Consider the following 23,360-nt stretch of genomic DNA (forward strand, 5'->3'; position numbering starts at 1 on the left):
TCTCTAAGCGGACGGCCATTCTAGCGATTTGATTTTTAGTGTCAACCACTTTTTCAAAACATTTTAAGCACTCGGCTTAAGCTAGTAGACCTTGCTGGCTGGGCGTTTCAAAACCGAAGTAATGATGCTTTCCCGTGTCAGCGAGGGGGCATTATAGAGATCGCGGTCACGTTGGCAAGTGCTTTTTTTAATTTTTTTTGATTTCCTTAACTGCCTGGATAATTTTCAATCAAAGAGACCATTTTTGCTACTAATTCGTCCATATTTGCCGTTTAATCCTAATGACTAAGGAGAATTTATGAGTTCAATACGCAGTTATAAAGGAATCGCCCCGGATATTGGTGAACGCGTCTATATAGACAGTAGTGCTGTTTTAGTGGGTGACATTAGAATTGGTGATGATTCGAGTATTTGGCCTTTGGTCGCTGCTCGCGGAGATGTAAATCATATCCATATTGGTCAACGAACCAACATACAAGATGGTAGCGTGCTACACGTTACGCATAAGAATATCGAAAACCCTGCAGGCTACCCGTTATTGATTGGTGATGACGTGACCGTAGGACATAAGGTGATGCTACACGGCTGTACGATTCATGATCGCGTTTTAGTCGGCATGGGAGCAATCGTCCTAGATGGTGTGGTAATTCAGAACGATGTCATGATCGGTGCAGGAAGCTTAGTCCCCCCTAACAAGGTCTTAGAAAGTGGCTACCTTTATGTGGGTAGCCCCGTTAAGCAGGCTCGGCCCTTAACCGAAAAAGAACAAGCCTTTTTGCAAAAATCTTCTGATAACTATGTTCAGAATAAAAATGACTATATCAATAACGTCACTTCTATTTAACTCTAAGACTCGTCTTTGCCCAAGTTAGAGCAACACATCAATAGAGCCAGAAGAGGTCCATTCTTCTTGCTCTATTTTTTCTTCTACTATTTCTTCAATATCGAAACGATACTGATTAAACACATCAAGCGCTTGTTGTGGTGACTTCACTTCTTGAGCAGATAATTTTTCTAGTTGCTCCATTGATATATAGCATTCGATTAATGCACCAGCTTGTTGGGCAGGGAAGCTCACCCTCTCTAAATTCTCATCCCAATCCTGCATGTCTGGAAATAAAATAGACTGATTCATTGAAGACCTTCCAAATTTTTACGTAACTCTCTTAGGATTTGTCTTGAGCCAGGCCTCAATCCTCTCCATAGCATAAAACTTTCTGCGGCTTGGCCGACGAGCATTCCCAAACCGTCATAGGTGGCTGACACCGAGTGCTCTGCCGCCCATTGGTTAAATTTCGTTTTTCCTGAGCCGTACACCATGTCATAGACAACGCTGTAAGGGGAAAATATTGCTGGAGATATTGCTGGCAAGTCGCCAGTTAAGCCGGATGAAGAGGAGTTGATGATGACGTCGAAAGACTCATCCACTTCCCCTATGTTGATCGCTTTAATATTTCCATAAGATTCAAACATGTCTGCGAGCTGTTGAGCTTTTGCATGAGTTCGATTGGTAATAATAATTTCAGCTGGGTTTTGATCCAAAAGCGGCTTGATTACCCCCCTTGCAGCCCCACCAGCCCCAATCAATAGAATACGAGCACCCTTCAAAGGCACTTGGTATTGAAGGAGATCCTGAACGAGCCCTTCACCATCAGTATTATCACCAATGATCTCTCCATCATCTAATTTCTTTAGCGTATTCACCGCGCCCGCTAACTGTGCTCGCTCTGTTAAACGGTCAGCGAATTGATAAGCATCTTCTTTAAAAGGCGCCGTAATATTACAGCCCTTGCCGCCTTCTGAAAAAAAGAGCGTTGCCGCTTGTTTGAATCCATCTTTTGGCGGACAAGCCGACACATAAGTAAGAGGCTGATTGGTTTGGCGCGCAAATAGAGTATGGATGAAGGGAGATTTACTTTGTGTGATGGGATTGCCGAAAACCACGTAACGATCTATTTGCTGAGTCATATCCTTAACCTATAAGAAATTAAAAAGAGTCACACTAAAAGACATGTGCCTTAAAATATGACCCTATCACTAACTCTAAATAGAAGAAACTACATAAAGAAGAAAGCCTATAGAAAGCGATCGATTACCAATCTCGAGGTTTTAGGTAGTGATCGTAAAGCGCCGCTTCTGGGGAATCACTTTCTACCTGGTAGGCATATTCCCAGCGAGCTAATGGTGGCATCGACATAAGAATCGATTCAGTCCGCCCTCCGCTTTGCAATCCGAACAGCGTTCCTCTGTCATACACCAGGTTGAATTCAACATAACGTCCTCGACGGTAAAGCTGAAAATCGCGCTCTCTTTCACCAAATGACGTCTCTTTTCTTCGCTCAACAATAGGCAAGTAGGCATCAGTAAAGCCCTCTCCCACCGCTTGCATATAGGAAAAGCACTTATCAAAGCCCCACTGGTTGAGATCATCAAAGAATAAACCGCCAACGCCCCGCGTTTCTTTGCGATGTGGTAAGAAAAAGTATTTATCGCACCAAGCTTTATGCTCGGCATATACCTGGGCACCAAAAGGCTCACAAATATCTTTGGCAACATTGTGCCAATGCTGACAATCTTCCTCAAAAGGATAGAACGGCGTTAAATCAAAACCGCCACCAAACCACCAGATCGGGTCTTCGCCCTCTTTTTCAGCAATAAAAAAACGCACATTAGCATGAGACGTCGGGATATACGGGTTATTAGGATGCATCACTAACGAAACACCCATCGCCTCAAATTTTCGGCCTGCTAACTCTGGCCGGTGCGCCGTAGCTGATGCTGGCATTTGTTCGCCCAAGACATGTGAGAAGTTAACACCACCTTGCTCAAAAACATGCCCATTACGCATAACTCGTGTTCGGCCACCACCAGCAAGTCGCTCACTCGGACCTTTTTCCCAATCGTCATGTTCAAACTTAGCCGTGCCATCTGCCTGTTCTAGTGCAGAACAGATGTTATCTTGCAGTGATAATAGAAACTGCTTCACTTTGTGCTTATCAATACTTGCCATCATTCTTGTCCAACGCTGATTTTGGTTATCTTTTTGACTTCATCTGACTTTCTTTATCGAACTTGCTATATCGTACTTTCTCTATCGAAATGGTCAGCCTTGCCTTACGACCCTTGAGGTTTTGGCATCTCTATTCTCACTCGGTTTATCGCTTCTACTCGTTTTCTATTCGAGTATGGCAAACCGTTTATCACCCAGTAGCGGCTACACTTCAGAGATGGTGATGCACGAAATAAACCCCGTCAGGTTAGCACCCTGACTCTGATTTATCCGCAGTGAGCATGGTAAGTGTACAAATAATCACAATCCGTGCCTAAGGTATTTGTTTACAAATTGTATGATTCTTCTTTTAACACTAGCGCAAACGTTTGCTTGATGCGATTTTACCCGTATAATGCGCCCAAAATATCCACTCACCTAATTATTGAAGCTTGAAGGAGTTTGAGATGAAAGTCGGCATTATTATGGGTTCTAAATCAGATTGGCCAACCATGAAACTAGCAGCAGAGATGCTAGACCAATTTGGTGTCCCTTACGAAACCAAGGTCGTTTCTGCGCACAGAACTCCTCAGCTACTCGCAGATTACGCCACTACTGCAAAAGAGCGTGGCATTAAAGTCATCATCGCTGGAGCGGGCGGGGCTGCTCACTTACCAGGTATGGCAGCGGCCTTTACCAGTGTTCCGGTATTAGGGGTTCCAGTACAATCTCGCGCTCTTAAAGGGATGGATTCATTGTTATCCATCGTACAAATGCCTAAAGGGATCGCCGTTGGTACTTTGGCTATCGGTGAAGCAGGTGCGGCCAATGCTGGAATTCTAGCCGCACAAATTATCGGCACACACGATGAGACAGTCATGGCTAAAGTTGAAGCGTTCCGAACAGAACAAACCGACACCGTCCTTGCCAACCCGAATCCTGCTGAGGACTAAACCATGCACGTATTGGTATTAGGTGCAGGTCAACTTGCTCGAATGATGTCACTGGCTGGCGCACCACTTAATATTGAGATATCAGCCTTTGATGTGAACAGTGAAACCATCGTTCATCCTTTGACTCAGGCGGTAATTGGTCAAGGATTAGAAAATGCTATTGCACAAGCAGATGTGATTACGGCTGAATTTGAGCACATTCCACATAATGTGCTCGATATCTGTGAAAAAAGTGGAAAGTTTTTTCCTACGACAGAAGCAATCAAAGCCGGTGGTGACCGACGAATAGAAAAAGCGCTACTTGATCAAGCCCAGGTGAGAAATGCTGACTATTACATCGTTAATACCCGTGAAGATTTTGATGCCGCCATTGAATCCGTTAAGCTTCCAATGGTGTTGAAGAGTGCTTTAGGCGGGTATGACGGAAAAGGTCAATGGCGTCTTAAATCGCTAAAAGACGTTGATGCCATCTGGTCTGAAATGGCTGAATGTATCGCCTCTTCTCCTTCTCAATCGATTGTGGCCGAAGCCTTCATTCCGTTTAATCGAGAAGTCTCTCTTGTGGGAGCAAGAGCAAAAGATGGCAGCATTGCCGTTTACCCATTAGCGGAAAACGTTCACACCAATGGCGTACTCAGCTTATCAACAGCTATTGATGCTCCCCAACTGCAAAGCCAAGCACTGCAGATGTTTTCAGCGATTGCCAATCGCCTAGATTATGTGGGCGTTCTTGCGTTAGAGTTTTTTGATGTTGATGGGCAACTACTGGTCAACGAAATAGCTCCGCGAGTACATAACTCCGGACACTGGACTCAGCAAGGTGCAGAAACCTGTCAATTTGAAAATCACCTACGCGCTGTTTGTGGTCTGGCTTTAGGATCAACTAAGCTTATCCGACCTACTGCGATGGTCAATATACTGGGTGAAGACAAACTACCAGACGCTCTGCTTTCTACGGAAGGCTGTCATATACATTGGTATGGAAAAGAAAAGCGGGCGGGTCGAAAAATGGGACACATCAATGTTTCAGCTCAATCAGCCACAGAACTTCAGCTGACTTTGGCCTCTCTGGCTAAGGTTCTCGATGAACGTGCTTACCCAGCCATTCATGAGCTGGCTAAAAATTAATGTTTAGTGTCAGTAACCTATGTAAAAACCAAATAAAAAATGACGCTATTGCGTCATTTTTTATTTATTTCTGAATGTGATGACAACGTCTATCAGCGCATTGCAGCTTAACCCCACTGGCGAGTTTCTTTTCAACTAACAATGGAAAACCGCACTGCTCACAGCGACCTTTAACGGGGGGCAAATTTACAGCAAATTTGCATTTAGGGTAGCAATCGCATGCATAAAATACCTTGCCGAAGCGTGTTTTCCTCTCAGCGAGGTGTCCTTTACCGCAATCAGGACACGCGTACTGCGGTACTTTGTCATCACTTTTGTTGTCTAATGACTCAATGTGATGACAAGTAGGGTAGTGACTACAGCCAATGAACATCCCATATCGCCCCTGGCGTAAAACCAACTCGTTTGTGCATAATGGGCAAGCGACACCCAATGGTTTTATTATGTGCCCATCATTTTGATGCAATGGTCGAATAAAATCACAGCTAGGGTATTGAGTACAACCTAAAAAAGGGCCGTGTTTGCCATGGCGGAGTTGAAGCTTTCCATCACAATTAGGGCAAGGTTCATGTTCTAGCGCATGCTCGTGGTTTGAAAATAAATGTTGATCTATTTTACTGCTCATTGGGCTCTTAAGTGGTTAATCAAAGGTGGCAACTTAATGCAAAATACCTTGCTCGGTTGTGTATAACAGCTCTTCCATTAGCGTATAAGCATTTTCATTTCCAGGTACATTAAACAGCACCATCAAAATAATCCACTTCAAATCATCCAATTCAAATTCGTTGGTTTCTAGCCCCATCACGCGATCAACCACCATTTCACGTGTTTCTGTTGTGAGCACATTAATATGCTCTAAAAACAGTAAGAAGCCACGACTTTCTAAATCAAGCCGCTGCATCTCTTTTGCCGTGTAAATGCGCATTGATGTCGCTGCACAAGTAGAAATAGCCGAATGCTCATCACTTTGTTGAAGTAATGCCAACTCTTCCAACCAATGAAGGGCTTTATAGATATCTTTCTCGTGAAACCCCGCGCGAAGAAGTTCATCTTCAAGTTCATCTTGGTCCACTTGTAATTCCACATCGCTATGGATATAGGTTTCGAACAAATACATCAGTATGTCCATCATCATAGCTAGCCCCTCCCATTTCGAATATAGCCACCGGAAACTGCAACAACATGCCCTGAAAGCTCAAGCTCTAGGATCTGCATCATGACTTCATGAACAGGTATATTGGTCCTGCTCGCGAGAATATCAACTGGCGTAGCCTCTACCCCTACGTTAGCTAACAGTTGTGGAAATGGCAATTCTTGTTCGCTCTCTATTTGATCAAACAGCTCAGCTTGACTGCTGAACCGTTGTTTAATCGACCAGTCTAGCAAAGTATCGATTTCATCTAAAACATCTTGTTCACTTTGAACCAAACAAGCGCCGTTTTTAATCAGTGCATTCCCCCCTTGGTTATTACCGCTATAAATAGATCCCGGAATCGCAAACACATCTCGCCCTTGTTCAGCGGCATACCTTGCAGTGATCAGTGAGCCACTTTTTTCTGCCGCTTCAACGACCAGTACCCCAACCGACAAACCACTGATAATGCGGTTTCTGCGCGGAAAGTGCGTTGGCCTTGGCTTAATCTGTGGAGCGAACTCAGACACCAGTGCCCCTGATTCTATGATCCGTCCTGCCAGGCCCTTGTGCCTAGATGGATAAACTTGATCCAATCCCGAACCCAATACGGCAATGGTTTTTCCATCCGCACTCAACGCCCCATCATGAGCATGTCCATCAATTCCCAAAGCCAAACCACTCGTCACCACTAACCCATGCTGAACAAAACGACTTGCATAAGACTTAGCACTATTCAATCCTTCCATACTGGCATTTCTGCTGCCAACCATAGCGATTTGTGGATGAGACAGTGTGGTTACATCACCTTTAACGAACAAAACAGGGGGAGGCAAGGCTACCTCTTTGAGTAAAGGAGGGTACTCCTCATCGAGAGGCGTCAAAATATGATGATTGGATGCCTGGAACCACTCCATACACATACCTACATCACGCTCAGAACCTTGCTTAAAATAGGTAATCTGCTCACGAGATAAACCAAGAGAGGACAACGATTCTGTGTCTCTATCCATCAGATTACACGGTGCGTCAACCGCTATAAGCCGAGCGAGTGCCTTACTGCCGATCTTAGGGGTAAAAGATAACGCCAACCAAGCGGCGAGCTCCCGTTCTAACATAAGAATAGACTAACAACCTTAATGGGCAGCGCTCTCTTTGTGAATGACATCATGGCTAGCCTTCGTCGATCATTGAACGTTGATTGACAATAGAGAGCTCATCCGTGGTATTGGTTGTTTTTTTCAATGAATGATTTGGAGACACGAGCAAAGCCTCACTACTGATAGGCGCCTTGCTGTCTGTAATGAGGGCTAAGCTGAAATAACGGTAAGGCCGAATAACCATTAAACTGCCAATGGATGTATCAGGCAGCCGAAATTCAGAGGCGTTAGATTCATCGGTATAGCTATATTTACCCTGTTTTTGATACACACTAGCCCCCGGCTGAAACAACTGAAACATACTGCCCTGGATAACTTGGTCTTCAGAACCTTTATCGATAATAACCACCTGATTTCTTACCGAGTACTGACTGCCATTAAGCGCCCCTAAAATCTTCGCCATCGTCTCATCAGGGGCGGGGAGCGGATAAAAAGTGGTTGATAAGCCGTTACTCTCGACCGTAATATCAGGAAGTGCAATATCATTGAGCCAAATTTCATTGGCCTGAGTGAGCACCTTCAATTGGGTTAAATCTTCTTCTTGTTGCTTTTCACGTTGTGCGCTGGCGATGCGTTGCAGCGCCACCATGGTTTGATTGTCACGCTTAAATTCACTCGCAACCCGATAGATCCCCCAATGGCGTTCATTTGTGGTCCGAGAAATAAACAACGCGTCCTCAGACGTTAAGAATTTCTTACCACCACTCGATCCTAAGACTTTACTACCTAAACGGAGCGTCTCTAGGCTCACGAGTCGATCAGATTGCAAATAAGGGACAACCAGGCTCTCTTTAAGTGTAGGAACGGCTTGTTTATCCAACACCCTAACCTTGGGGCTCATTTTTACCATAGGTTTTAAGCTTAAGACTGGCTGACCATTTAGCCAAACTAAGGTGAGCTTATCTCCAGGATAAATTAAATGAGGGTTATCTATTTCAGGGTTATTTCTCCACAATTTGGGCCAGAGCCATGGGCTGTTCAAATACAGGGCAGAGATATCCCAAAGCGTATCGCCTTTGACAACCGTATAAGTCTTAGGCGCGCCCTCTTTTAGCGTTAATGGTGCACTTTTGCTTGCAAAAACAGACCAAGAAACGAACATTAGAATTGAAAAAGAAAGCATAAGAAACCAATGATTAATGCGCGGCATAGCCTCATTCCTTTAGTCTTAAAAGTAATCAATAATTCGATTATTCACGTTTGGATGCTGTCATTTAGGGTCTAAAATGTCTAGAATTGACCCAACCACCTTTAGGCCGATTCGGCACAGTTCAACATTTAGAGTGTATATGTCTGTATTACAAGTATTAACGTTCCCCGATGACCGCTTACGCACTGTCGCTAAGCCAGTAGAAAAGGTAACACCTGAAATTCAAAAACTCGTCGATGACATGATTGAAACCATGTACGAAGAAGAAGGTATTGGCCTCGCTGCGACACAAGTTGATTTTCACCAACGTATTGTCGTGATTGATGTTTCTGACACACGCGATCAACCCATGGTTCTTATCAACCCAGAGATCACTGAAAAACGCGGTGAAGATGGCATTGAAGAAGGTTGTTTGTCGGTTCCTGGTTCACGTGCTTTAGTGTCACGCGCGGCAGAAGTTTCAGTAAAAGCGCTCAACCGCGATGGTGAAGAATTTACCTTTGAAGCCGATGACTTACTGGCTATCTGTGTCCAACACGAATTGGATCACCTCAAGGGGAAACTCTTTGTCGATTACCTATCTCCTTTAAAGCGAAAGCGTATCCAAGATAAGCTGGCAAAAATTAAACGCTTTAACGAAAAGCAAGCGAACCGATAATAACGGCCTAGCAACAAACACAGCTAAACCGGCTATTGATGACAAGATGTTATTAATAGCTAGAGACCATCATTAAAAAAGGAAGCCTACCTTGAGCCAGTCTTTGAGAATTGTCTTTGCAGGTACTCCAGATTTCGCCGCCCGTCACTTGGCGGCGTTGTTGTCTTCGGTACATGAAGTCATTGCTGTTTATACTCCGCCAGATCGCCCAGCAGGACGCGGTAAAAAACTGACTGCGAGCCCTGTAAAAAACATGGCATTAGAAAACAACATTCCTGTTTATCAGCCAGAAAACTTTAAGTCTGATGAAGCAAAGCAGCAATTAGCAGAATTAGATGCCGATATCATGGTCGTTGTAGCGTATGGGTTACTGCTACCTCAAGCGGTTCTTGATACACCAAAGCTCGGCTGCATCAATGTTCATGGTTCAATTCTTCCACGCTGGCGCGGCGCGGCTCCCATTCAACGTTCAATTTGGGCGGGGGATAAAGAGACAGGCGTGACCATCATGCAGATGGACAAAGGGCTCGATACGGGCGACATGCTTAAGATCGCCACCTTACCGATTGAAGCCAATGATACCAGTGCTTCGATGTACGAGAAACTGGCAGAATTAGGCCCTGCTGCTTTGGTCGATTGCCTTGCTGATATTGCTTCTGGCACGGCTGTAGCGGAAAAGCAAAATGATGATCTAGCAAACTACGCGAAAAAGCTCAGTAAAGAAGAAGCGAAAATCAACTGGGAAGACGACGCTGAGCACATTGAACGCTGCGTACGTGCATTTAACCCAGGGCCAATGAGTCACTTTGCCGTCGCTGACAACAACATCAAAGTGTGGCAAAGCCGAGTTGATGAAACACCATGTGACCAACCCGCAGGGACGATCATTCAAGCCGATAAAACGGGCATCTACGTGGCGACGGGCAATCAGGTTCTTATCCTAAGCCAACTGCAAGTCCCGGGTAAAAAAGCCATGCCAGTACAAGATATCCTCAACGCCCGTGCAAGCTGGTTTGAGGTGGGTACGGTGCTCAGCTAGCCTCGATTTCTATCGGATATGTCGACCTAATAAAGCACCACCTAAAGCACCACCTAAAGCACCACCAAAGCAACTCACCGACTTAGCCAATGTTAAGTCGGTACATTTTAGGAAGCCGAGACGCCTCCACTAATTTAAGGTATTCACAATGAATGTTCGCGCAGCCGCAGCTAACGTACTTTTTCAAGTCGTCGACAAAGGTCATTCTCTTTCTCACGCTTTACCCGCCGCTCAAAAAACAATCCGCCCGAGAGACCACGCCCTGTTGCAAGAGATTTGCTACGGTTCATTGCGTTATTTACCGCGCTTAGAGTCCATTGCTAACGAACTGATGGAAAACTCACTCAAAGGCAAAAAGCGTGTTTTTCACCATCTAATTCTAGTGGGCATTTACCAGCTTGGCTTTATGCGTATCCCTTCTCACGCCGCGGTAGGCGAAACCGTTGAAGCCACCAATACACTGCGAGGCCCAAGCTTAAGCGGCTTGATCAACGCTGTGTTACGAAACTACCTACGCAGCCAAGAAGAGCTTGATGCGTTCTCCGTTAGCCACAACGCCGGAAAATATAGCCACCCAAGCTGGATTTTAAAGATGCTTCAAGAGAGTTACCCAGAGCAATGGGAAACCATCATTGAGGCTAACAACAGCAAAGCACCAATGTGGTTGAGGGTGAACCGCCAGCACCACACGCGAGATGAGTACCTAGAACTGCTCAAAAATGAAGACATTGAATTCACCGTTCATCCAGAAGCATCGGATGCGATAAAGTTAGCCACGCCTTGCGATGTCACCAAATTACCTGGGTTTGAAAAAGGCTGGGTATCGGTACAAGATGCAGCAGCGCAACTGTCTGTCGATTATTTAACCCCGCAAGAAGGTGAGCTGATTCTAGACTGCTGCGCCGCACCAGGCGGAAAAACCGCACATATTTTAGAGCACACGACCGATACAGAAGTCGTCGCCATTGATAGCGACGCGAAAAGACTTGACCGTGTTTACGATAACCTAGACCGATTGCAGCTGAAAGCCGATGTTCTTTGCGGTGACGCACGTTACCCTGAAGAGTGGTGGCAAGGTGAGCAATTTGATCGTATTTTGCTTGATGCACCGTGTTCCGCAACCGGTGTTATTCGTCGCCACCCAGACATCAAATGGCTGCGTCGAGCAACAGACATTGAAGCGCTAGCAGAACTGCAAAGTGAAATTATGGATGCGATGTGGCAGCAATTGAAACCAGGTGGCACTATGGTATATGCAACGTGCTCAATTGCACCGCAAGAGAACAGCTTACAAGTGAGTGCTTTTTTGAATCGCAAAGATAACGCCGAGCTTATTGGATCAGAACCATCATCCCCAGGCAGACAAATTCTTCCCGGTGAAAATGATATGGATGGTTTCTACTACGCTGTATTGAAAAAGGCTTTAGCATAACGTCACCTTGCTAGATAGAACCGCACAGAATGAAAGTGCAATAGAGTACTTTCATTCTACGATTTAAAGCAGTAATAGAAGAGAAACGGCATGAAAATCATTATTCTTGGCGCAGGTCAAGTGGGCGGTACGCTCGCAGAAAACCTAGTAGGTGAAAATAACGATATCACTATCGTCGATAGAAATGGTGATCGCCTTCGTGAGCTACAAGATAAATATGATCTGCGAGTCGTGAATGGATACGCTAGCCACCCTGACGTGTTAAGAGAAGCCGGCGCACAAGATGCCGACATGTTAGTTGCCGTCACCAATATGGATGAAACGAATATGGCCGCTTGCCAAGTGGCTTTTACACTCTTTAATACGCCAAACCGTGTTGCTCGTATTCGCTCTCCTGAGTATTTAATCGAAAAAGATGCCTTGTTTAAATCGGGTGCGGTTCCTGTCGATCACTTGATTGCTCCCGAAGAGCTCGTCACCAGCTATATTGAACGCTTAATCCAATACCCAGGTGCTTTGCAAGTGGTCAGTTTTGCGGATCAAAAAGTCAGCTTAGTGGCGGTTAAGGCCTACTATGGTGGCCCACTAGTGGGTAATGCACTGTCAGCACTTCGTGATCATATGCCACATATTGATACTCGTGTTGCCGCGATTTTCCGTCAAGGCCGACCAATCAGACCGCAAGGCACGACCATCATTGAAGCAGACGATGAAGTGTTCTTTGTTGCCGCAAGTAACCACATTCGTGCGGTCATGAGTGAACTGCAACGACTAGAAAAGCCCTACCGACGCATTATGATTGTGGGTGGTGGTAATATTGGTGCAGGTTTAGCGAAACGCCTTGAACAAGACTACAGTGTCAAACTGATTGAGCGCAGCTATAAACGAGCGGAGAAGCTCTCTGAAGATCTTGAAAATACCATCGTCTTTTGTGGTGATGCCGCCGATCAAGAATTATTAACGGAAGAAAATATCGATCAGGTTGATGTGTTTATTGCGTTAACCAATGAAGATGAAACCAACATCATGTCAGCCATGCTTGCGAAACGCATGGGAGCCAAAAAAGCGATGGTGCTGATTCAGCGAGGCGCCTACGTTGACTTAGTGCAAGGCAGTGTTATTGATGTGGCGATCTCACCCCAACAAGCGACAATATCCGCGCTATTAACTCACGTGCGTCGAGCCGATATTGTTAATGTTTCGTCACTTCGTCGCGGTGCAGCTGAAGCCATTGAAGCGATCGCTCATGGCGATGAAACCACCTCTAAAGTCGTTGGTCGCGCCATTGGGGATATTCGACTTCCACCGGGTACAACCATAGGTGCCATTGTTCGCGGAGAAGAAGTACTCATCGCCCACGATAGAACCATCATCGAGCAAGACGACCACGTTGTGATGTTCTTAGTTGACAAAAAATACGTACCCGACGTAGAAGCACTATTCCAACCAAGTGCATTTTTCTTATAGATATCGTGGCGACTAGGAGCATCATTGAATGGTAAACCTGCGTCCCATACTCTTTGTCATAGGGCTACTTTTATCAAAGCTAGCCCTATTTATGTACATCCCGACTCTCGTTGCCTTTTTTACTGGTACTGCTGGTTTTTGGGAGTTTGGTCAGTCGATATTGATTACCCATTTTGTGGCTTTTTTGTGCTTATCACTGGGTCGGACGGCGACGTTTAAACTCAGTGTTCGTGATATGTTCCTCATCACTAGCCTCGTCTGGACGATCGCCAGTGCGTTTGCCGCTCTCCCCTTTGTGTTTATTAACCACATTAGTTTCACCGATGCCTACTTCGAAACCATGTCTGGGATTACCACTACGGGATCCACCGTATTAAGTGGCCTGGATACCATGGCACCTAGCATTTTATTATGGCGCTCTATATTGCAGTGGTTAGGCGGCGTTGGATTTATTGTCATGGCGGTCGCTGTTCTGCCGATGCTCAATGTCGGTGGCATGAAGCTGTTCCAAACCGAGTCCTCCGATTGGTCCGATAAAAGCAGCCCTAGGGCCAAAACCGTGGCAAAAAATATCGTGATTGTTTACCTGACGCTAACCCTGTTGTGTTGTATTGGGTTTGTTGTCACGGGTATGTCACTGTTTGAAGCGATTAATCATGCCTTTACCACCTTATCCACCGGTGGGTATTCCACCTCTGATGGTTCGATGAATAGCTTCTCTCATGGGTCGCATTGGGTAGCAACGCTGTTTATGTTTTTGGGGGGGTTACCATTTTTGCTCTTCGTCACCGCATTAAAAAAACGTAAGCCTGATGTACTGTTACAAGACTCTCAAGCAAGAGGCTTTACCTATCTATTCCTAATTTCTAGCTTCGTTGTTGCCTTATGGCTGGTCGTGAGAGATGGATATTCGAGCATAGATGCCCTTCGTGTTGCGATGTTCAATATCGTCTCTGTTGTCACGACGACTGGGTTTGGTTTAGAAGATTTCACCGCATGGGGCGCACTTCCTACCACTCTCTTCGCGTTTTTAATGATGGCGGGCGCGTGTTCTGGGTCAACCTCAGGAGGGATTAAAGTCTTCCGGTTTCAGATTGCGATAGCGCTACTGAATAAACAGATGATGAAACTTATTCACCCTAATGGAGTGTTTGTTCAGCGCTACAACCAGCGCCCGGTGAACGACGATATTGTTCGCTCTGTCGTCTCATTTGGCTTGATGTTCTTCATTACCATTATCTTCATTGCCGCAGGGCTAAGTACAATGGGGCTTGACCCTATCACCAGCATTTCAGGTTCCATTACTGCAGTCGCCAATGTCGGGCCGGGAATGGGTTCTATCATTGGCCCAACGGGTAATTTCGCTCCGTTACCCGATGCCGCTAAATGGTTATTAAGCTTTGGCATGTTAATGGGAAGGTTGGAGATTTTAACTCTGCTCGTGCTATTTTTCCCAGCATTCTGGAGAAGTTAACGGTTTAGTGTATTCCTGTTTATTCAAATTCCGACTGATTCCAACCCTTGCTGATTAAAACCCCTGAGACAAAATATCCACAGCCTCCTATGGCCTAACCTTATGAAGAAACAGGAACCACATACAGATATATAGAAAAAAAGTGGCACACGCACCCTGCTAAAACAAACACATGCCAAATGGCATGATTATAAGGAATGCGTTTAATGGCATAAAACACCACACCGAGTGAGTAGACAATCCCGCCTGCGGCAAGCAAGATTAGCCCCTCGACTTCAATGCTGATAGCCAATTGATAGATAACGACTAACGACAGCCACCCCATGGCTAAATAAGTCACCAATGACAACTTTTCAAACCTGTAAACAAAAAACAGCTTGGCGATAACACCGAACAAGGCAATGAACCAAATGACGGCCATCAACCCAATCGCAAGTGGCGTTCGAAGACTTACCAGTAAGTAAGGGGTATAGCTGCCGGCAATCAGCAAATAAATCGCACAGTGATCAAAGGTTTTTAACCAACGTTTAGCTTTAGGGGAAGGGATAGAGTGATACAAAGTTGACGCCAGAAAAAGCACAACAATGCTCGCGCCATAAACAGCCATACTCACTAGAGTCAGCGTATCACCTTGAGCATGAATCGATTTATGCAGTAGGAGTCCTAAACCGACGATGCCAAAAAGCACACCAAGGCCATGGGTTATTGCATTTGCCTGTTCTTCACGGACGGAATATTCCGAGCTAACTGCAGAGTTCATGAGCGACTAACCAAAGTAGAAATTCAATAATCGGCAGTATCGCACATTTAAGCTTACACTTGTAAGCTTAAATAATTATCCACGCTTAACAGCTCTCTTCTAAAAACGCGAGAACCTGTCTCCCTGCCAGTTCCGGATTGGTTCCGATAGGAATAGATAACTCGCGTTTTAATTCCCCCAACCCAAGCAAGCTTGCCAACATACCTTTTGCACCTTTGCGATTTCGATCCACTTCAAACCAAAGTTTCAACTCGCTTTCTGTATGGTGCGCAACGATTTCAACTTCACGCCAGCGCCCATGGTAAGGACCTGTCGTAGGTACAAATTCGAACTCTTGGACAAAGGGTAATTCAAAGCCTTTGACCGCCTCACACTCCACTTGCCTAATTCTTAGTCCTTGCTCTTCGAGTGCCGTAAAAATCCCATCCATTAACGGGTCGGGCCTCACCGTCAAAATATCTTTGTCCGTGGGATCGATCGACATCGAAATATCCAGACCGGTTTCCAACCACACTTTCGCATCCCCGATGGTCACAGGGGTATTAAGTGGGACGTCTAGTTCAACGTTAAAATCTCGCTCTTCACCTGATTTTATCGTGAATGCATAGGGCAACGTCCACTCGGCTAATGTGTGTGTTTTATTGACACGACGAGTACGCTGGCCTTCAGAATTTTTTCCAGGCTCAGTCGTTACCTCTTCGACATATCGACAGCACAGCTTTAGCTCAATATTATCAATTTCTTGTTCACTTGAACCGCCATAGACATGAATGGTCACGTTGACGCCTTGACCAGGGTACAACACTTCTTGTTGCAACACCGAATCAACCTTGGCTGAACCGATACCAAAACTTGCGAGGGTTTTCTTGAAAAATGACATACACACCTCCTTGATGAGTATCCATAGTAACCACGAATCGAGTCTTAACTCAATCGCCCCACTAGCGTTTTTCCTACTTCCGTCCTGAAAAGACCCGTCAAATTGTTAGCCTCTATTTCAATCACATTTTTATCATAAAAAAACCACACAAAAACTGTTTATATATCGACCAACCCACAAGTTGGTGCTAATCTATTTTTTGATGTGCTTGCATATCACAACTCCTGAGTCGTTATTTGGATTGGCGAGAGCCAGAAGAGCCACCCTTCAAGCAATTGAAGCTCAACTCATAACGGCTTAGGCCATTAAATTGGCAATGGATATGCCTGGCAGTTAGGTTAATCAATGCGCCCAACACCCGTCAGGTTTGCGCACTCAAATCGCAGTGCGTCTCGTCGTCGTAGTGGCTTTGCTACTGCTCCGACAGCAAGACAGGCAACACCCGTGATGACTTTGGCAGAGAAGACAGCAAGAACGGTGTCAGACCCTACTAAAGAAACAAAAGCGGCTTAATAAAAAGCGCAGTACTCACTGCGCTTTTTTGTACCTAAAATCGACCAACCCTAGATTTAAACGTGATATTTGATACATTACATCTCATAAAATGATAACCGTGAGATGAAATAGTGAAGTGCCATAGAATTGAAGAATTAGTCGAGCTTCTCGAGCCTGAATGGCAAAAAGACCAGCAGCTGAACTTATTACAATTTATTGTAAAATTAGCGAAAGAAGCTGGTTATGAAGGCAAACTCGACGACCTCACTGACGACGTGCTTATTTACCATCTAAAAATGCGTAATAGCGATAAATCAGACATGATTCCAGGATTAAAGAAAGACCAAGAAAATGATTTTAAAGAGGCGATTCTACGCGCCCGAGGCATCATCAAATAACGTATTTTCTTCCCTGATGATCTTAGCGACCGACCATCCGGTCGCTTTTTTATTCCCTTTAAGGCTAACCCAGCATAAAACAGGCACATTTTGTTATGAAGTGTGGTTAATGTTAAACAATTGAATCCACAATCCACTGTATAATAACCCGCCACTTAGCGCCCAGGCGATTAAATTACGTCTGAGCAAACAAGATGCATTTGCAAAAGCGTTAATTTGCGAGCAACGCTAATTTACAAACAAAAGTATTGACCAACCAAAATGCAATGTCGATAGAGCATGAGCAGCAGAACCCATGCCTAGCAGCCCAAAGAAAAGGATGACTTCATGAGTCAGGACAAGATCGATGTTAAGGATATCACTCCCAAAACATATAACCCCAAGACCCATAAAGGGAAACAAGATCGCTTCAACCCAAGCAATCGCATCTATGTTCGAGAAAGCAAAGGGGTATTTCAGCAACTACGCCGCTATGGGGGCTGGTTTTTACTCGCGCTATTCACTCTGATTCCGTGGATACCTTACGGAGAACGCCAGGCGATCCTGCTCGATATTGCCAGCCAGCAGTTTAACTTCTTTGGCACCACACTCTACCCACAAGATCTCACGCTCCTCGCCTTGCTCTTTATGATTGCGGCATTTGGGCTGTTTTTTATCACCACTTTTTTAGGTCGAGTCTGGTGTGGTTACCTTTGCCCACAAACCGTTTGGACTTTTATGTACATCTGGTTTGAAGAAAAACTCGAAGGCAGCGCCAACAAGCGGCGTAAACAAGATTCAGGAAAGCTCACTGGGAAAATACTGTTTCGAAAAATATTAAAGCATTGCGCTTGGATCGCCATCGCTCTTGCAACAGGTTTAACCTTTGTCGGGTACTTTATTCCGGTCAAAGAATTGGTTGTCGATTTCTTCACCTTTAGTGGCACTTTTTGGCCTGTATTTTGGGTGATTTTCTTCGCCGCATGTACTTATGCGAATGCCGGTTGGATGCGCTCCATTGTGTGTATCCACATGTGTCCTTATGCTCGTTTTCAATCAGCGATGTTCGACAAAGATACCTTCATTGTCGGCTACGATAGCAAGCGAGGTGAAGAGCGCGGCCCACGAGCACGTAAAGCCGATCCAAAAGAATTGGGATTAGGTGACTGTATCGATTGTGACCTTTGTGTTCAGGTTTGCCCTACGGGTATTGATATCCGTGACGGTCTGCAATACGAATGCATTAACTGCGGCGCATGTATTGATGCTTGCGATCAAACCATGGAGCGCATGAAATACAAAAAAGGTCTCATTAGCTATACCACGGAACACCAATTGGCGGGCAATAAGACCGATATCATGCGGCCAAAACTGATTGGTTACGGCTTGGTTCTTGTTGTGATGATTGGATTATTCTTTGTGCAAATCGCCAGTGTCGATCCTGCGGGACTCAGTGTTATTCGTGACCGAAGTGAGCTGTTCAGAGAAAACAACGTCGGTGAAATTGAAAATACTTACACCTTGAAGATCATCAATAAAACACAACAGACGCAGCGTTACCAACTGGAAGTCACCGGCTTAACCGATGCGACTTGGTACGGTCGCCAAACGGTTCAGGTGAAACCAGGGGAAGTACTCAACCTGCCAATGAGCTTAGGAGTCAATCCTGACAACTTAACCTCATCTGTCACGACGATTCAGTTTATACTGTCTGACAATGACGACTTCAGTATTGAAGTAGAAAGTCGATTTATTAAGAAGCTTTAATCGATATTCTCACTCTTACACTAAGGAAAAGGCTCAGTTAATGAGCCTTTTTATTTTATGACCGAAAAAGCCTTTAATTTTAATGCCCTGACACCCGATTTCATGTGGTACGCATTAGAGAGTATCGGTATTCGTGCCGAGTCTGGTTTCTTGCCTCTTAACAGCTACGAAAACCGTGTGTACCAATTCACCGATGAAGAACGTCAACGCTATGTTGTGAAGTTCTATCGACCTGAGCGATGGAGCGAACTGCAAATCCAAGAAGAGCACGACTTTACCCTAGAACTGCACGACGCCGAAGTGCCGGTCGCACCGCCATGTCGAATTAACGGTCATACTCTACATCAATACCAAGGCTACCTATTTGCATTGTTTGTGAGTGTAGGCGGAAGACAATTCGAAGTGGATAACTTGGATCAACTGGAAGGCGTGGGTCGCTTTCTTGGTCGCATTCACCAAGTTGGGCAGCAGCGCACATTTGCTCATCGACCGACGATCAGCCTAGATGAATATTTGCATCAGCCGAAGAAGCTGTTGGAAAATTCGACCTTTATTCCAATGCACCTTGAGAACGCTTTTTTCAGCGATCTTGACCTGTTAATTTCTCGATTAGAAGCACAATGGCAGCCTAACGTCGATATTATTCGCCTACACGGAGACTGCCATCCTGGCAATATTCTATGGCGAGATGGCCCAATGTTTGTCGACCTCGATGACGCTCGAAATGGCCCCGCTGTTCAAGATTTATGGATGCTTCTCAGTGGCGATAGAACAGAAAAATTGGCTCAACTGGACATCGTTTTAGAAGCTTATCAAGAGTTTTGTGATTTTGATCACTCGCAGCTGAAACTTATTGAGCCTTTGCGTGGTCTACGAATGGTCTACTATATGGCTTGGTTGGCAAAAAGGTGGCAAGATCCGGCTTTTCCCATCGCTTTTCCTTGGTTTAATGACCCAAAATACTGGGAAAGCCAAGTCTTAGGCTTTAAAGAACAAATTGCGGCGCTGAGTGAACCGTCATTATCACTCACACCACAATGGTAATGGCATTTGCCTTATAATTAGAATATGGAGATAACAATGAAGAAGCTGTTTGCAATTTTCGCAACCCTAATGCTGAGTATTACAGCTCACGCGGCACAGTTTGAAGAAGGAACACACTATAAAGTGCTCGATCTTGAGCCTTCAAAAAAGCCGATAGTCACGGAGTTTTTCTCTTTCTACTGCCCTCACTGTAATTCACTGGAACCTGTTATTGAACAAATGAAACAACAGCTACCAGAAGACGCTAAGCTACTGAAAAGCCATGTTTCATTCATGGGCGGATCAATGGGTAAACCGGTCAGTAAAGCGTATGCCACGATGATCGCTCTAAAAGTCGAAGACAAAATGGTCCCAGTCCTTTTTAATCGCATCCATAACATGGGCAAGCCACCCAAAAATGAAGAAGAGTTGCGCCAAATATTCTTGGATGAAGGCGTTGATGGCAAGAAATACGACGCGGCATATAATGGTTTTGCCGTCGATTCCATGGTTCGCCGTTTTGATAAACAGTTTCAAGACAGTGGCCTAACTGGTGTCCCTGCTCTCGTGGTCAATAACCGCTACCTTGTTCAAGCTCAGTCAATCAAAACGACGACGGAATACTTCGAACTAGTGAATTACTTGCTGACCAAGTAGTTTTACCACCACAGAATCACCATCCAATGAAAGAGAACATAGTGCGTTCTCTTTTTTTATTAAAAAACGCTATAAGTACATAAATCATAACGTATAGTAGAAGCTCTTGTTCAGGTGATGGAGAACCTAATGAAAGCCAGCTATATCTTACTTTTTACCTTACTGACTGCCGCCCCTACTTACGCCAAACTGGGCTCTAGCAATGGGTTTAGCGGAGAGATCTCTCTCAATACTGGGTATATCTCCACTCAATCGCATCTCAATACCAACGCTAATGCCATTCTAACCGGTTTAGATCAAACCGCAGAAACCGATGACACAGTGATTGTTGCCCCGCTAGGTAATCTTGCCTATACATTCGGCCGATCAAACCAACAGGTCTATTTTGGTACGACTCGTGATGATATCGCGATAGGGACACTTGCCTTACAATTGGGTTATAAATATCAATTCCCTTCGAGAATGACAGTAGACATCGCCTACCTTCCAACGGTCATGTCGGGCAGTGAGTGGCAGAATCCTTACGAGACCACAACGGCACGCCAAGAAACCGATGTCGACGGTAACGCTTATCGATTAAAGCTGTCGAATATTGGAGGGAGCTTATTCTCTCTCGACATGGCCTACGCTGATAAAGAGGTTGAGCAGGATGCCCTGGTCAATACCGCATTAGCTCGTGACGCCAAAACCTTTCTCATCAAAGGGCAAGTAAGAATACCTCTAAGCCGCACGACCATGCTGCTGCCTGCCATCGCGTATATTGAAAGCGATGCACAAGGGGAAGCCAATTCTTACCAGGGGTACCGAAGTGAACTGAGTCTGTTTCAATCAATCGGTGAGCATAACATCGCTTTAACCGCGGCCTATTCTCAGCATGACTATCAAGCGGGTAATCACTTATTTGGAAATCAAATACGTAACGATGATGGATTGAAATTTTTTGTCGCCTATGAATACCAAAACTTGATGGGCTGGCAAAATTGGTCTTTCATTTCTTTCGTTGGGTATAGCCAAACCGATGCAAATATTAACTTTTATGATGAATCTCAAAGCATCGTAACACTGGGGGTTAACTACAAATTCTAATCTCTAGATCATAAATTAGAACCGCCATAAACATCAGGTTATGGCGGATTAATGATCGCGACACATCTTTAAAATAAGATAACCTATTATGTTATGCCGCCTTGTTAACCATCTTCTTAGACCGCTTGTAAGGTCAGCTGCTTTAACAATCGATCCATCGCTCGATACCCAAGCGCCTCTGCTAAGTGAGGCTTCTCTATTCTCTCTGCACCGTCGAGATCGGCAATGGTTCGAGCGACCTTAATGATCCGATGATAAGCACGAATAGAAAGACCAAGGCGATGCAAAGCGGTTTCTAAAAACTGAGCATCGACTTTTTCCAACGGGCAATATTGATCGATATCTCGGCTACCAAGCAGCGCATTAACCACGCCACTTCGCTCATGCATTCGTTCTCTGGCGATTTTCACTCGTTGTTTTACCACCTCAGTAGGCTCACCTCTGTCTCCACCTTCTGTAAGAACGCCTTTGGGTAGCACTGGAATTTCTATCGACATATCAAACCGATCAAGCAGTGGACCAGAAAGTCGACTCAAGTAGCGCAGAATCAATTGAGGATTGGTACGCGTATGACTTCCCTCGTAATAACCAGTAGGACTTGGGTTTAACGCCCCAACCAATTGAAAGCGAGCTGGGAAACGGGTTTTTCCTTGAGCGCGAGAAATCACGATCTCACCCGACTCCAAAGGTTCTCGCAATGAATCGAGCACTTTTCTTTCAAATTCGGGCATTTCATCCAAAAAGAGTAACCCGTTATGGGCTAAAGAAATCTCTCCGGGCCGAGGAATCGAGCCTCCCCCCACCAGCGCCGCCATCGAACTTGAATGATGAGGCGAGCGAAACGGCCGCTTTTTCCAGTTGTGCTCATTGATTTCTTGTTGAGTTAAGGATGCAACCGAAGCCGTTTCCATCGCTTCATTCACTGACATTTCGGGCAGTAAATCACACAGCCTAGACGCCAGCATGGTTTTTCCAGTGCCAGGTGGCCCCAAAAAAAGTAAATTGTGGTTTCCTGCAGCGGCAATCTCTAACGCTCGTTTACCTTGCTGTTGGCCTATAATATCTTGCAAGTCGCGTGTCAGTTTAGCGTCACTGAATTTGGCTTTAGTTTGAAACAGCTGGAGGGACTGCTGCCCGCACAATTCTGCACACACTTCCAGTAAGCTCTGCGCTGACTTATGTATCTCCTTACCAACCAAGGCAGCCTGATCACCATTTAAGTGTGGAACAATAAGACAGCGCTTAGATTTTTGGGCCGCAAGCGCAGCTGGTAATACCCCTTTGATCGCTCGTAATTCACCAGAAAGCGCCAACTCACCGATAAACTCGCGCTGCGCTAATTTATCGATGGGAATCTGTTCACACGCCGCCAAAATACCCAATGCAATAGGGAGGTCAAATCGGCCGCCTTCTTTGGGTAAATCTGCCGGTGCCAAATTGACCGTAATCCGCTTTGCTGGGAACTCAAATCGAGAATTAATAATGGCGCTGCGAACGCGATCTTTTGCTTCTTTGACCGTAGTTTCAGGCAGCCCGACCAAGCTAAATCCTGGCAACCCATTACTGATATGAACTTCTACCGTCACTTCTGGTGCTTCAACACCTACACTCGCGCGGCTATGAACGATGGCTAACCCCATTTACCTTACCTACTGAAACCGATTCACATGAACAATTGAATGGTTCTTTTTTGAATGAGGGTGTTATATAACCCGCCTAGAGGCTGAGGAAAT

At 45.2% G+C, this 23,360-nt stretch carries 24 protein-coding genes; 14 read left to right on the forward strand and 10 right to left on the reverse strand.

All coding sequences use genetic code 11. The features are described from left to right. Positions 1-298 precede the first annotated feature (298 nt). Positions 299-844 (forward strand): gamma carbonic anhydrase family protein, encoded by a 546-nt coding sequence (locus tag A1QO_RS08480; protein WP_017034322.1) that lies wholly within the window; start codon positions 299-301, stop codon positions 842-844. Positions 845-868: 24 nt separating this feature from the next. Here the strand turns inward: A1QO_RS08480 and A1QO_RS08485 are convergent, their stop codons facing one another. The 3 genes from A1QO_RS08485 to hemF all read right to left on the reverse strand — a co-directional run bounded on the left by A1QO_RS08485 (position 869) and on the right by hemF (position 3,010). After that, the gene (locus A1QO_RS08485) at positions 869-1,135 is read right to left on the reverse strand and encodes a DUF1488 domain-containing protein (protein ID WP_017040212.1); all 267 of its coding nucleotides are present in this window, start codon (positions 1,133-1,135) and stop codon (positions 869-871) included. Further along, the gene (gene aroE, locus A1QO_RS08490) at positions 1,132-1,968 is read right to left on the reverse strand and encodes a shikimate dehydrogenase (RefSeq protein ID WP_017034324.1); all 837 of its coding nucleotides are present in this window, start codon (positions 1,966-1,968) and stop codon (positions 1,132-1,134) included. Before aroE ends, A1QO_RS08485 begins: the two co-directional genes overlap by 4 nt. Positions 1,969-2,092: 124 nt before the next feature. Then, complete coding sequence (gene hemF, locus A1QO_RS08495) at positions 2,093-3,010, reverse strand: oxygen-dependent coproporphyrinogen oxidase (protein ID WP_017040213.1); 918 nt, start codon at positions 3,008-3,010, stop codon at positions 2,093-2,095. A 446-nt stretch (positions 3,011-3,456) separates the two neighbouring features. Here hemF and purE point away from each other — a divergent pair, with 446 nt between their 5' ends. After that, positions 3,457-3,942 carry a 5-(carboxyamino)imidazole ribonucleotide mutase gene (gene purE / locus A1QO_RS08500; protein WP_017034326.1) on the forward strand — a complete coding sequence of 162 codons (486 nt, stop codon included), beginning with the start codon at positions 3,457-3,459 and terminating at the stop codon, positions 3,940-3,942. Positions 3,943-3,945: 3 nt separating this feature from the next. After that, positions 3,946-5,070 (forward strand): 5-(carboxyamino)imidazole ribonucleotide synthase, encoded by a 1,125-nt coding sequence (locus tag A1QO_RS08505; protein WP_017038335.1) that lies wholly within the window; start codon positions 3,946-3,948, stop codon positions 5,068-5,070. 64 nt (positions 5,071-5,134) lie between these two features. Here A1QO_RS08505 and A1QO_RS08510 read toward each other — a convergent pair whose 3' ends face one another. The 4 genes from A1QO_RS08510 to A1QO_RS08525 are packed head-to-tail and all read right to left on the reverse strand — an operon-like array spanning position 5,135 to position 8,512. Further along, positions 5,135-5,695: a DNA topoisomerase family protein gene (locus A1QO_RS08510; protein ID WP_017040214.1), complete on the reverse strand. Its 561-nt coding sequence runs from the start codon at positions 5,693-5,695 to the stop codon at positions 5,135-5,137. A 33-nt stretch (positions 5,696-5,728) separates the two neighbouring features. Continuing rightward, a complete protein-coding gene (locus tag A1QO_RS08515; protein ID WP_017034329.1) occupies positions 5,729-6,205 on the reverse strand; it encodes a DUF494 family protein in 477 nt (158 codons plus the stop codon). A gap of 2 nt (positions 6,206-6,207) precedes the next feature. Further along, positions 6,208-7,320 carry a DNA-processing protein DprA gene (gene dprA, locus A1QO_RS08520; protein WP_017034330.1) on the reverse strand — a complete coding sequence of 371 codons (1,113 nt, stop codon included), beginning with the start codon at positions 7,318-7,320 and terminating at the stop codon, positions 6,208-6,210. Between the two features lie 55 nt (positions 7,321-7,375). Next, positions 7,376-8,512 (reverse strand): LysM peptidoglycan-binding domain-containing protein, encoded by a 1,137-nt coding sequence (locus tag A1QO_RS08525; protein WP_017038337.1) that lies wholly within the window; start codon positions 8,510-8,512, stop codon positions 7,376-7,378. A 139-nt stretch (positions 8,513-8,651) separates the two neighbouring features. Between A1QO_RS08525 and def the strand changes: the two genes are divergently transcribed. The 5 genes from def to A1QO_RS08550 all read left to right on the forward strand — a co-directional run bounded on the left by def (position 8,652) and on the right by A1QO_RS08550 (position 14,582). Then, positions 8,652-9,170 carry a peptide deformylase gene (gene def / locus A1QO_RS08530; protein ID WP_017034332.1) on the forward strand — a complete coding sequence of 173 codons (519 nt, stop codon included), beginning with the start codon at positions 8,652-8,654 and terminating at the stop codon, positions 9,168-9,170. 91 nt (positions 9,171-9,261) lie between these two features. Then, a complete protein-coding gene (gene fmt, locus A1QO_RS08535) occupies positions 9,262-10,209 on the forward strand; it encodes a methionyl-tRNA formyltransferase (protein WP_017041597.1) in 948 nt (315 codons plus the stop codon). A gap of 148 nt (positions 10,210-10,357) precedes the next feature. Beyond that, entirely contained in the window at positions 10,358-11,641 is a 1,284-nt protein-coding gene (gene rsmB / locus A1QO_RS08540) for a 16S rRNA (cytosine(967)-C(5))-methyltransferase RsmB (protein WP_017040215.1), read from the forward strand. A gap of 90 nt (positions 11,642-11,731) precedes the next feature. Further along, complete coding sequence (trkA, locus tag A1QO_RS08545; protein ID WP_017034335.1) at positions 11,732-13,108, forward strand: Trk system potassium transporter TrkA; 1,377 nt, start codon at positions 11,732-11,734, stop codon at positions 13,106-13,108. Between the two features lie 28 nt (positions 13,109-13,136). Further along, positions 13,137-14,582, forward strand: coding sequence for a TrkH family potassium uptake protein (locus A1QO_RS08550; RefSeq protein WP_017040216.1), 1,446 nt, complete (start codon positions 13,137-13,139; stop codon positions 14,580-14,582). A gap of 100 nt (positions 14,583-14,682) precedes the next feature. Here A1QO_RS08550 and trhA read toward each other — a convergent pair whose 3' ends face one another. Both trhA and A1QO_RS08560 read right to left on the reverse strand, forming a co-directional pair. After that, positions 14,683-15,342, reverse strand: a complete 660-nt coding sequence (gene trhA, locus A1QO_RS08555) for a PAQR family membrane homeostasis protein TrhA (RefSeq protein WP_017034337.1) — start codon at positions 15,340-15,342, stop codon at positions 14,683-14,685. Between the two features lie 85 nt (positions 15,343-15,427). Then, positions 15,428-16,222: a sporulation protein gene (locus A1QO_RS08560; RefSeq protein WP_017034338.1), complete on the reverse strand. Its 795-nt coding sequence runs from the start codon at positions 16,220-16,222 to the stop codon at positions 15,428-15,430. 345 nt (positions 16,223-16,567) lie between these two features. On the opposite strand from A1QO_RS08560, the gene A1QO_RS20435 reads away from it, so the two are divergent. From A1QO_RS20435 to A1QO_RS08585, 6 genes are all read left to right on the forward strand, one after another. Continuing rightward, on the forward strand, positions 16,568-16,735 hold the full coding sequence (locus A1QO_RS20435) for a hypothetical protein (protein WP_170746653.1): 168 nt from the start codon (positions 16,568-16,570) through the stop codon (positions 16,733-16,735). 113 nt (positions 16,736-16,848) lie between these two features. Then, positions 16,849-17,115, forward strand: coding sequence for a YihD family protein (locus A1QO_RS08565; RefSeq protein WP_017034339.1), 267 nt, complete (start codon positions 16,849-16,851; stop codon positions 17,113-17,115). A 327-nt stretch (positions 17,116-17,442) separates the two neighbouring features. Next, the gene (ccoG, locus tag A1QO_RS08570) at positions 17,443-18,861 is read left to right on the forward strand and encodes a cytochrome c oxidase accessory protein CcoG (RefSeq protein ID WP_017034340.1); all 1,419 of its coding nucleotides are present in this window, start codon (positions 17,443-17,445) and stop codon (positions 18,859-18,861) included. A 57-nt stretch (positions 18,862-18,918) separates the two neighbouring features. Further along, positions 18,919-19,905, forward strand: a complete 987-nt coding sequence (locus A1QO_RS08575; protein ID WP_017034341.1) for a serine/threonine protein kinase — start codon at positions 18,919-18,921, stop codon at positions 19,903-19,905. A 36-nt stretch (positions 19,906-19,941) separates the two neighbouring features. Beyond that, positions 19,942-20,541: a thiol:disulfide interchange protein DsbA/DsbL gene (locus A1QO_RS08580; RefSeq protein WP_017034342.1), complete on the forward strand. Its 600-nt coding sequence runs from the start codon at positions 19,942-19,944 to the stop codon at positions 20,539-20,541. A 129-nt stretch (positions 20,542-20,670) separates the two neighbouring features. After that, a complete protein-coding gene (locus tag A1QO_RS08585) occupies positions 20,671-21,627 on the forward strand; it encodes a DUF2860 domain-containing protein (RefSeq protein ID WP_017040217.1) in 957 nt (318 codons plus the stop codon). Between the two features lie 116 nt (positions 21,628-21,743). On the opposite strand, the gene A1QO_RS08590 is transcribed toward A1QO_RS08585, so the two are convergent. After that, positions 21,744-23,267 (reverse strand): YifB family Mg chelatase-like AAA ATPase, encoded by a 1,524-nt coding sequence (locus A1QO_RS08590; protein WP_017034344.1) that lies wholly within the window; start codon positions 23,265-23,267, stop codon positions 21,744-21,746. Positions 23,268-23,360: the final 93 nt, after the last annotated feature.

This window comes from Vibrio genomosp. F10 str. ZF-129 (genome assembly GCF_000287055.2).
Taxonomy (GTDB): Bacteria; Pseudomonadota; Gammaproteobacteria; order Enterobacterales; family Vibrionaceae; genus Vibrio.

What these genes read in the sequence shown, in the direction of transcription:
- rsmB (WP_017040215.1), top strand. Translation starts at nt 10,358, where the DNA reads ATGAATGTTCGCGCAGCCGCAGCTAACGTACTTTTTCAAGTCGTCGAC.
- A1QO_RS08560 (WP_017034338.1), bottom strand. Translation starts at nt 16,222, where the DNA reads ATGTCATTTTTCAAGAAAACCCTCGCAAGTTTTGGTATCGGTTCAGCC.
- A1QO_RS08480 (WP_017034322.1), top strand. Translation starts at nt 299, where the DNA reads ATGAGTTCAATACGCAGTTATAAAGGAATCGCCCCGGATATTGGTGAA.
- A1QO_RS08580 (WP_017034342.1), top strand. Translation starts at nt 19,942, where the DNA reads ATGAAGAAGCTGTTTGCAATTTTCGCAACCCTAATGCTGAGTATTACA.
- A1QO_RS08585 (WP_017040217.1), top strand. Translation starts at nt 20,671, where the DNA reads ATGAAAGCCAGCTATATCTTACTTTTTACCTTACTGACTGCCGCCCCT.
- A1QO_RS08550 (WP_017040216.1), top strand. Translation starts at nt 13,137, where the DNA reads ATGGTAAACCTGCGTCCCATACTCTTTGTCATAGGGCTACTTTTATCA.
- A1QO_RS08510 (WP_017040214.1), bottom strand. Translation starts at nt 5,695, where the DNA reads ATGAGCAGTAAAATAGATCAACATTTATTTTCAAACCACGAGCATGCG.
- A1QO_RS08525 (WP_017038337.1), bottom strand. Translation starts at nt 8,512, where the DNA reads ATGCCGCGCATTAATCATTGGTTTCTTATGCTTTCTTTTTCAATTCTA.
- hemF (WP_017040213.1), bottom strand. Translation starts at nt 3,010, where the DNA reads ATGGCAAGTATTGATAAGCACAAAGTGAAGCAGTTTCTATTATCACTG.
- purE (WP_017034326.1), top strand. Translation starts at nt 3,457, where the DNA reads ATGAAAGTCGGCATTATTATGGGTTCTAAATCAGATTGGCCAACCATG.
- A1QO_RS08505 (WP_017038335.1), top strand. Translation starts at nt 3,946, where the DNA reads ATGCACGTATTGGTATTAGGTGCAGGTCAACTTGCTCGAATGATGTCA.
- aroE (WP_017034324.1), bottom strand. Translation starts at nt 1,968, where the DNA reads ATGACTCAGCAAATAGATCGTTACGTGGTTTTCGGCAATCCCATCACA.
- trhA (WP_017034337.1), bottom strand. Translation starts at nt 15,342, where the DNA reads ATGAACTCTGCAGTTAGCTCGGAATATTCCGTCCGTGAAGAACAGGCA.
- ccoG (WP_017034340.1), top strand. Translation starts at nt 17,443, where the DNA reads ATGAGTCAGGACAAGATCGATGTTAAGGATATCACTCCCAAAACATAT.
- A1QO_RS20435 (WP_170746653.1), top strand. Translation starts at nt 16,568, where the DNA reads ATGCGCCCAACACCCGTCAGGTTTGCGCACTCAAATCGCAGTGCGTCT.
- dprA (WP_017034330.1), bottom strand. Translation starts at nt 7,320, where the DNA reads ATGTTAGAACGGGAGCTCGCCGCTTGGTTGGCGTTATCTTTTACCCCT.
- trkA (WP_017034335.1), top strand. Translation starts at nt 11,732, where the DNA reads ATGAAAATCATTATTCTTGGCGCAGGTCAAGTGGGCGGTACGCTCGCA.
- A1QO_RS08590 (WP_017034344.1), bottom strand. Translation starts at nt 23,267, where the DNA reads ATGGGGTTAGCCATCGTTCATAGCCGCGCGAGTGTAGGTGTTGAAGCA.
- A1QO_RS08485 (WP_017040212.1), bottom strand. Translation starts at nt 1,135, where the DNA reads ATGAATCAGTCTATTTTATTTCCAGACATGCAGGATTGGGATGAGAAT.
- A1QO_RS08575 (WP_017034341.1), top strand. Translation starts at nt 18,919, where the DNA reads ATGACCGAAAAAGCCTTTAATTTTAATGCCCTGACACCCGATTTCATG.
- def (WP_017034332.1), top strand. Translation starts at nt 8,652, where the DNA reads ATGTCTGTATTACAAGTATTAACGTTCCCCGATGACCGCTTACGCACT.
- A1QO_RS08515 (WP_017034329.1), bottom strand. Translation starts at nt 6,205, where the DNA reads ATGATGATGGACATACTGATGTATTTGTTCGAAACCTATATCCATAGC.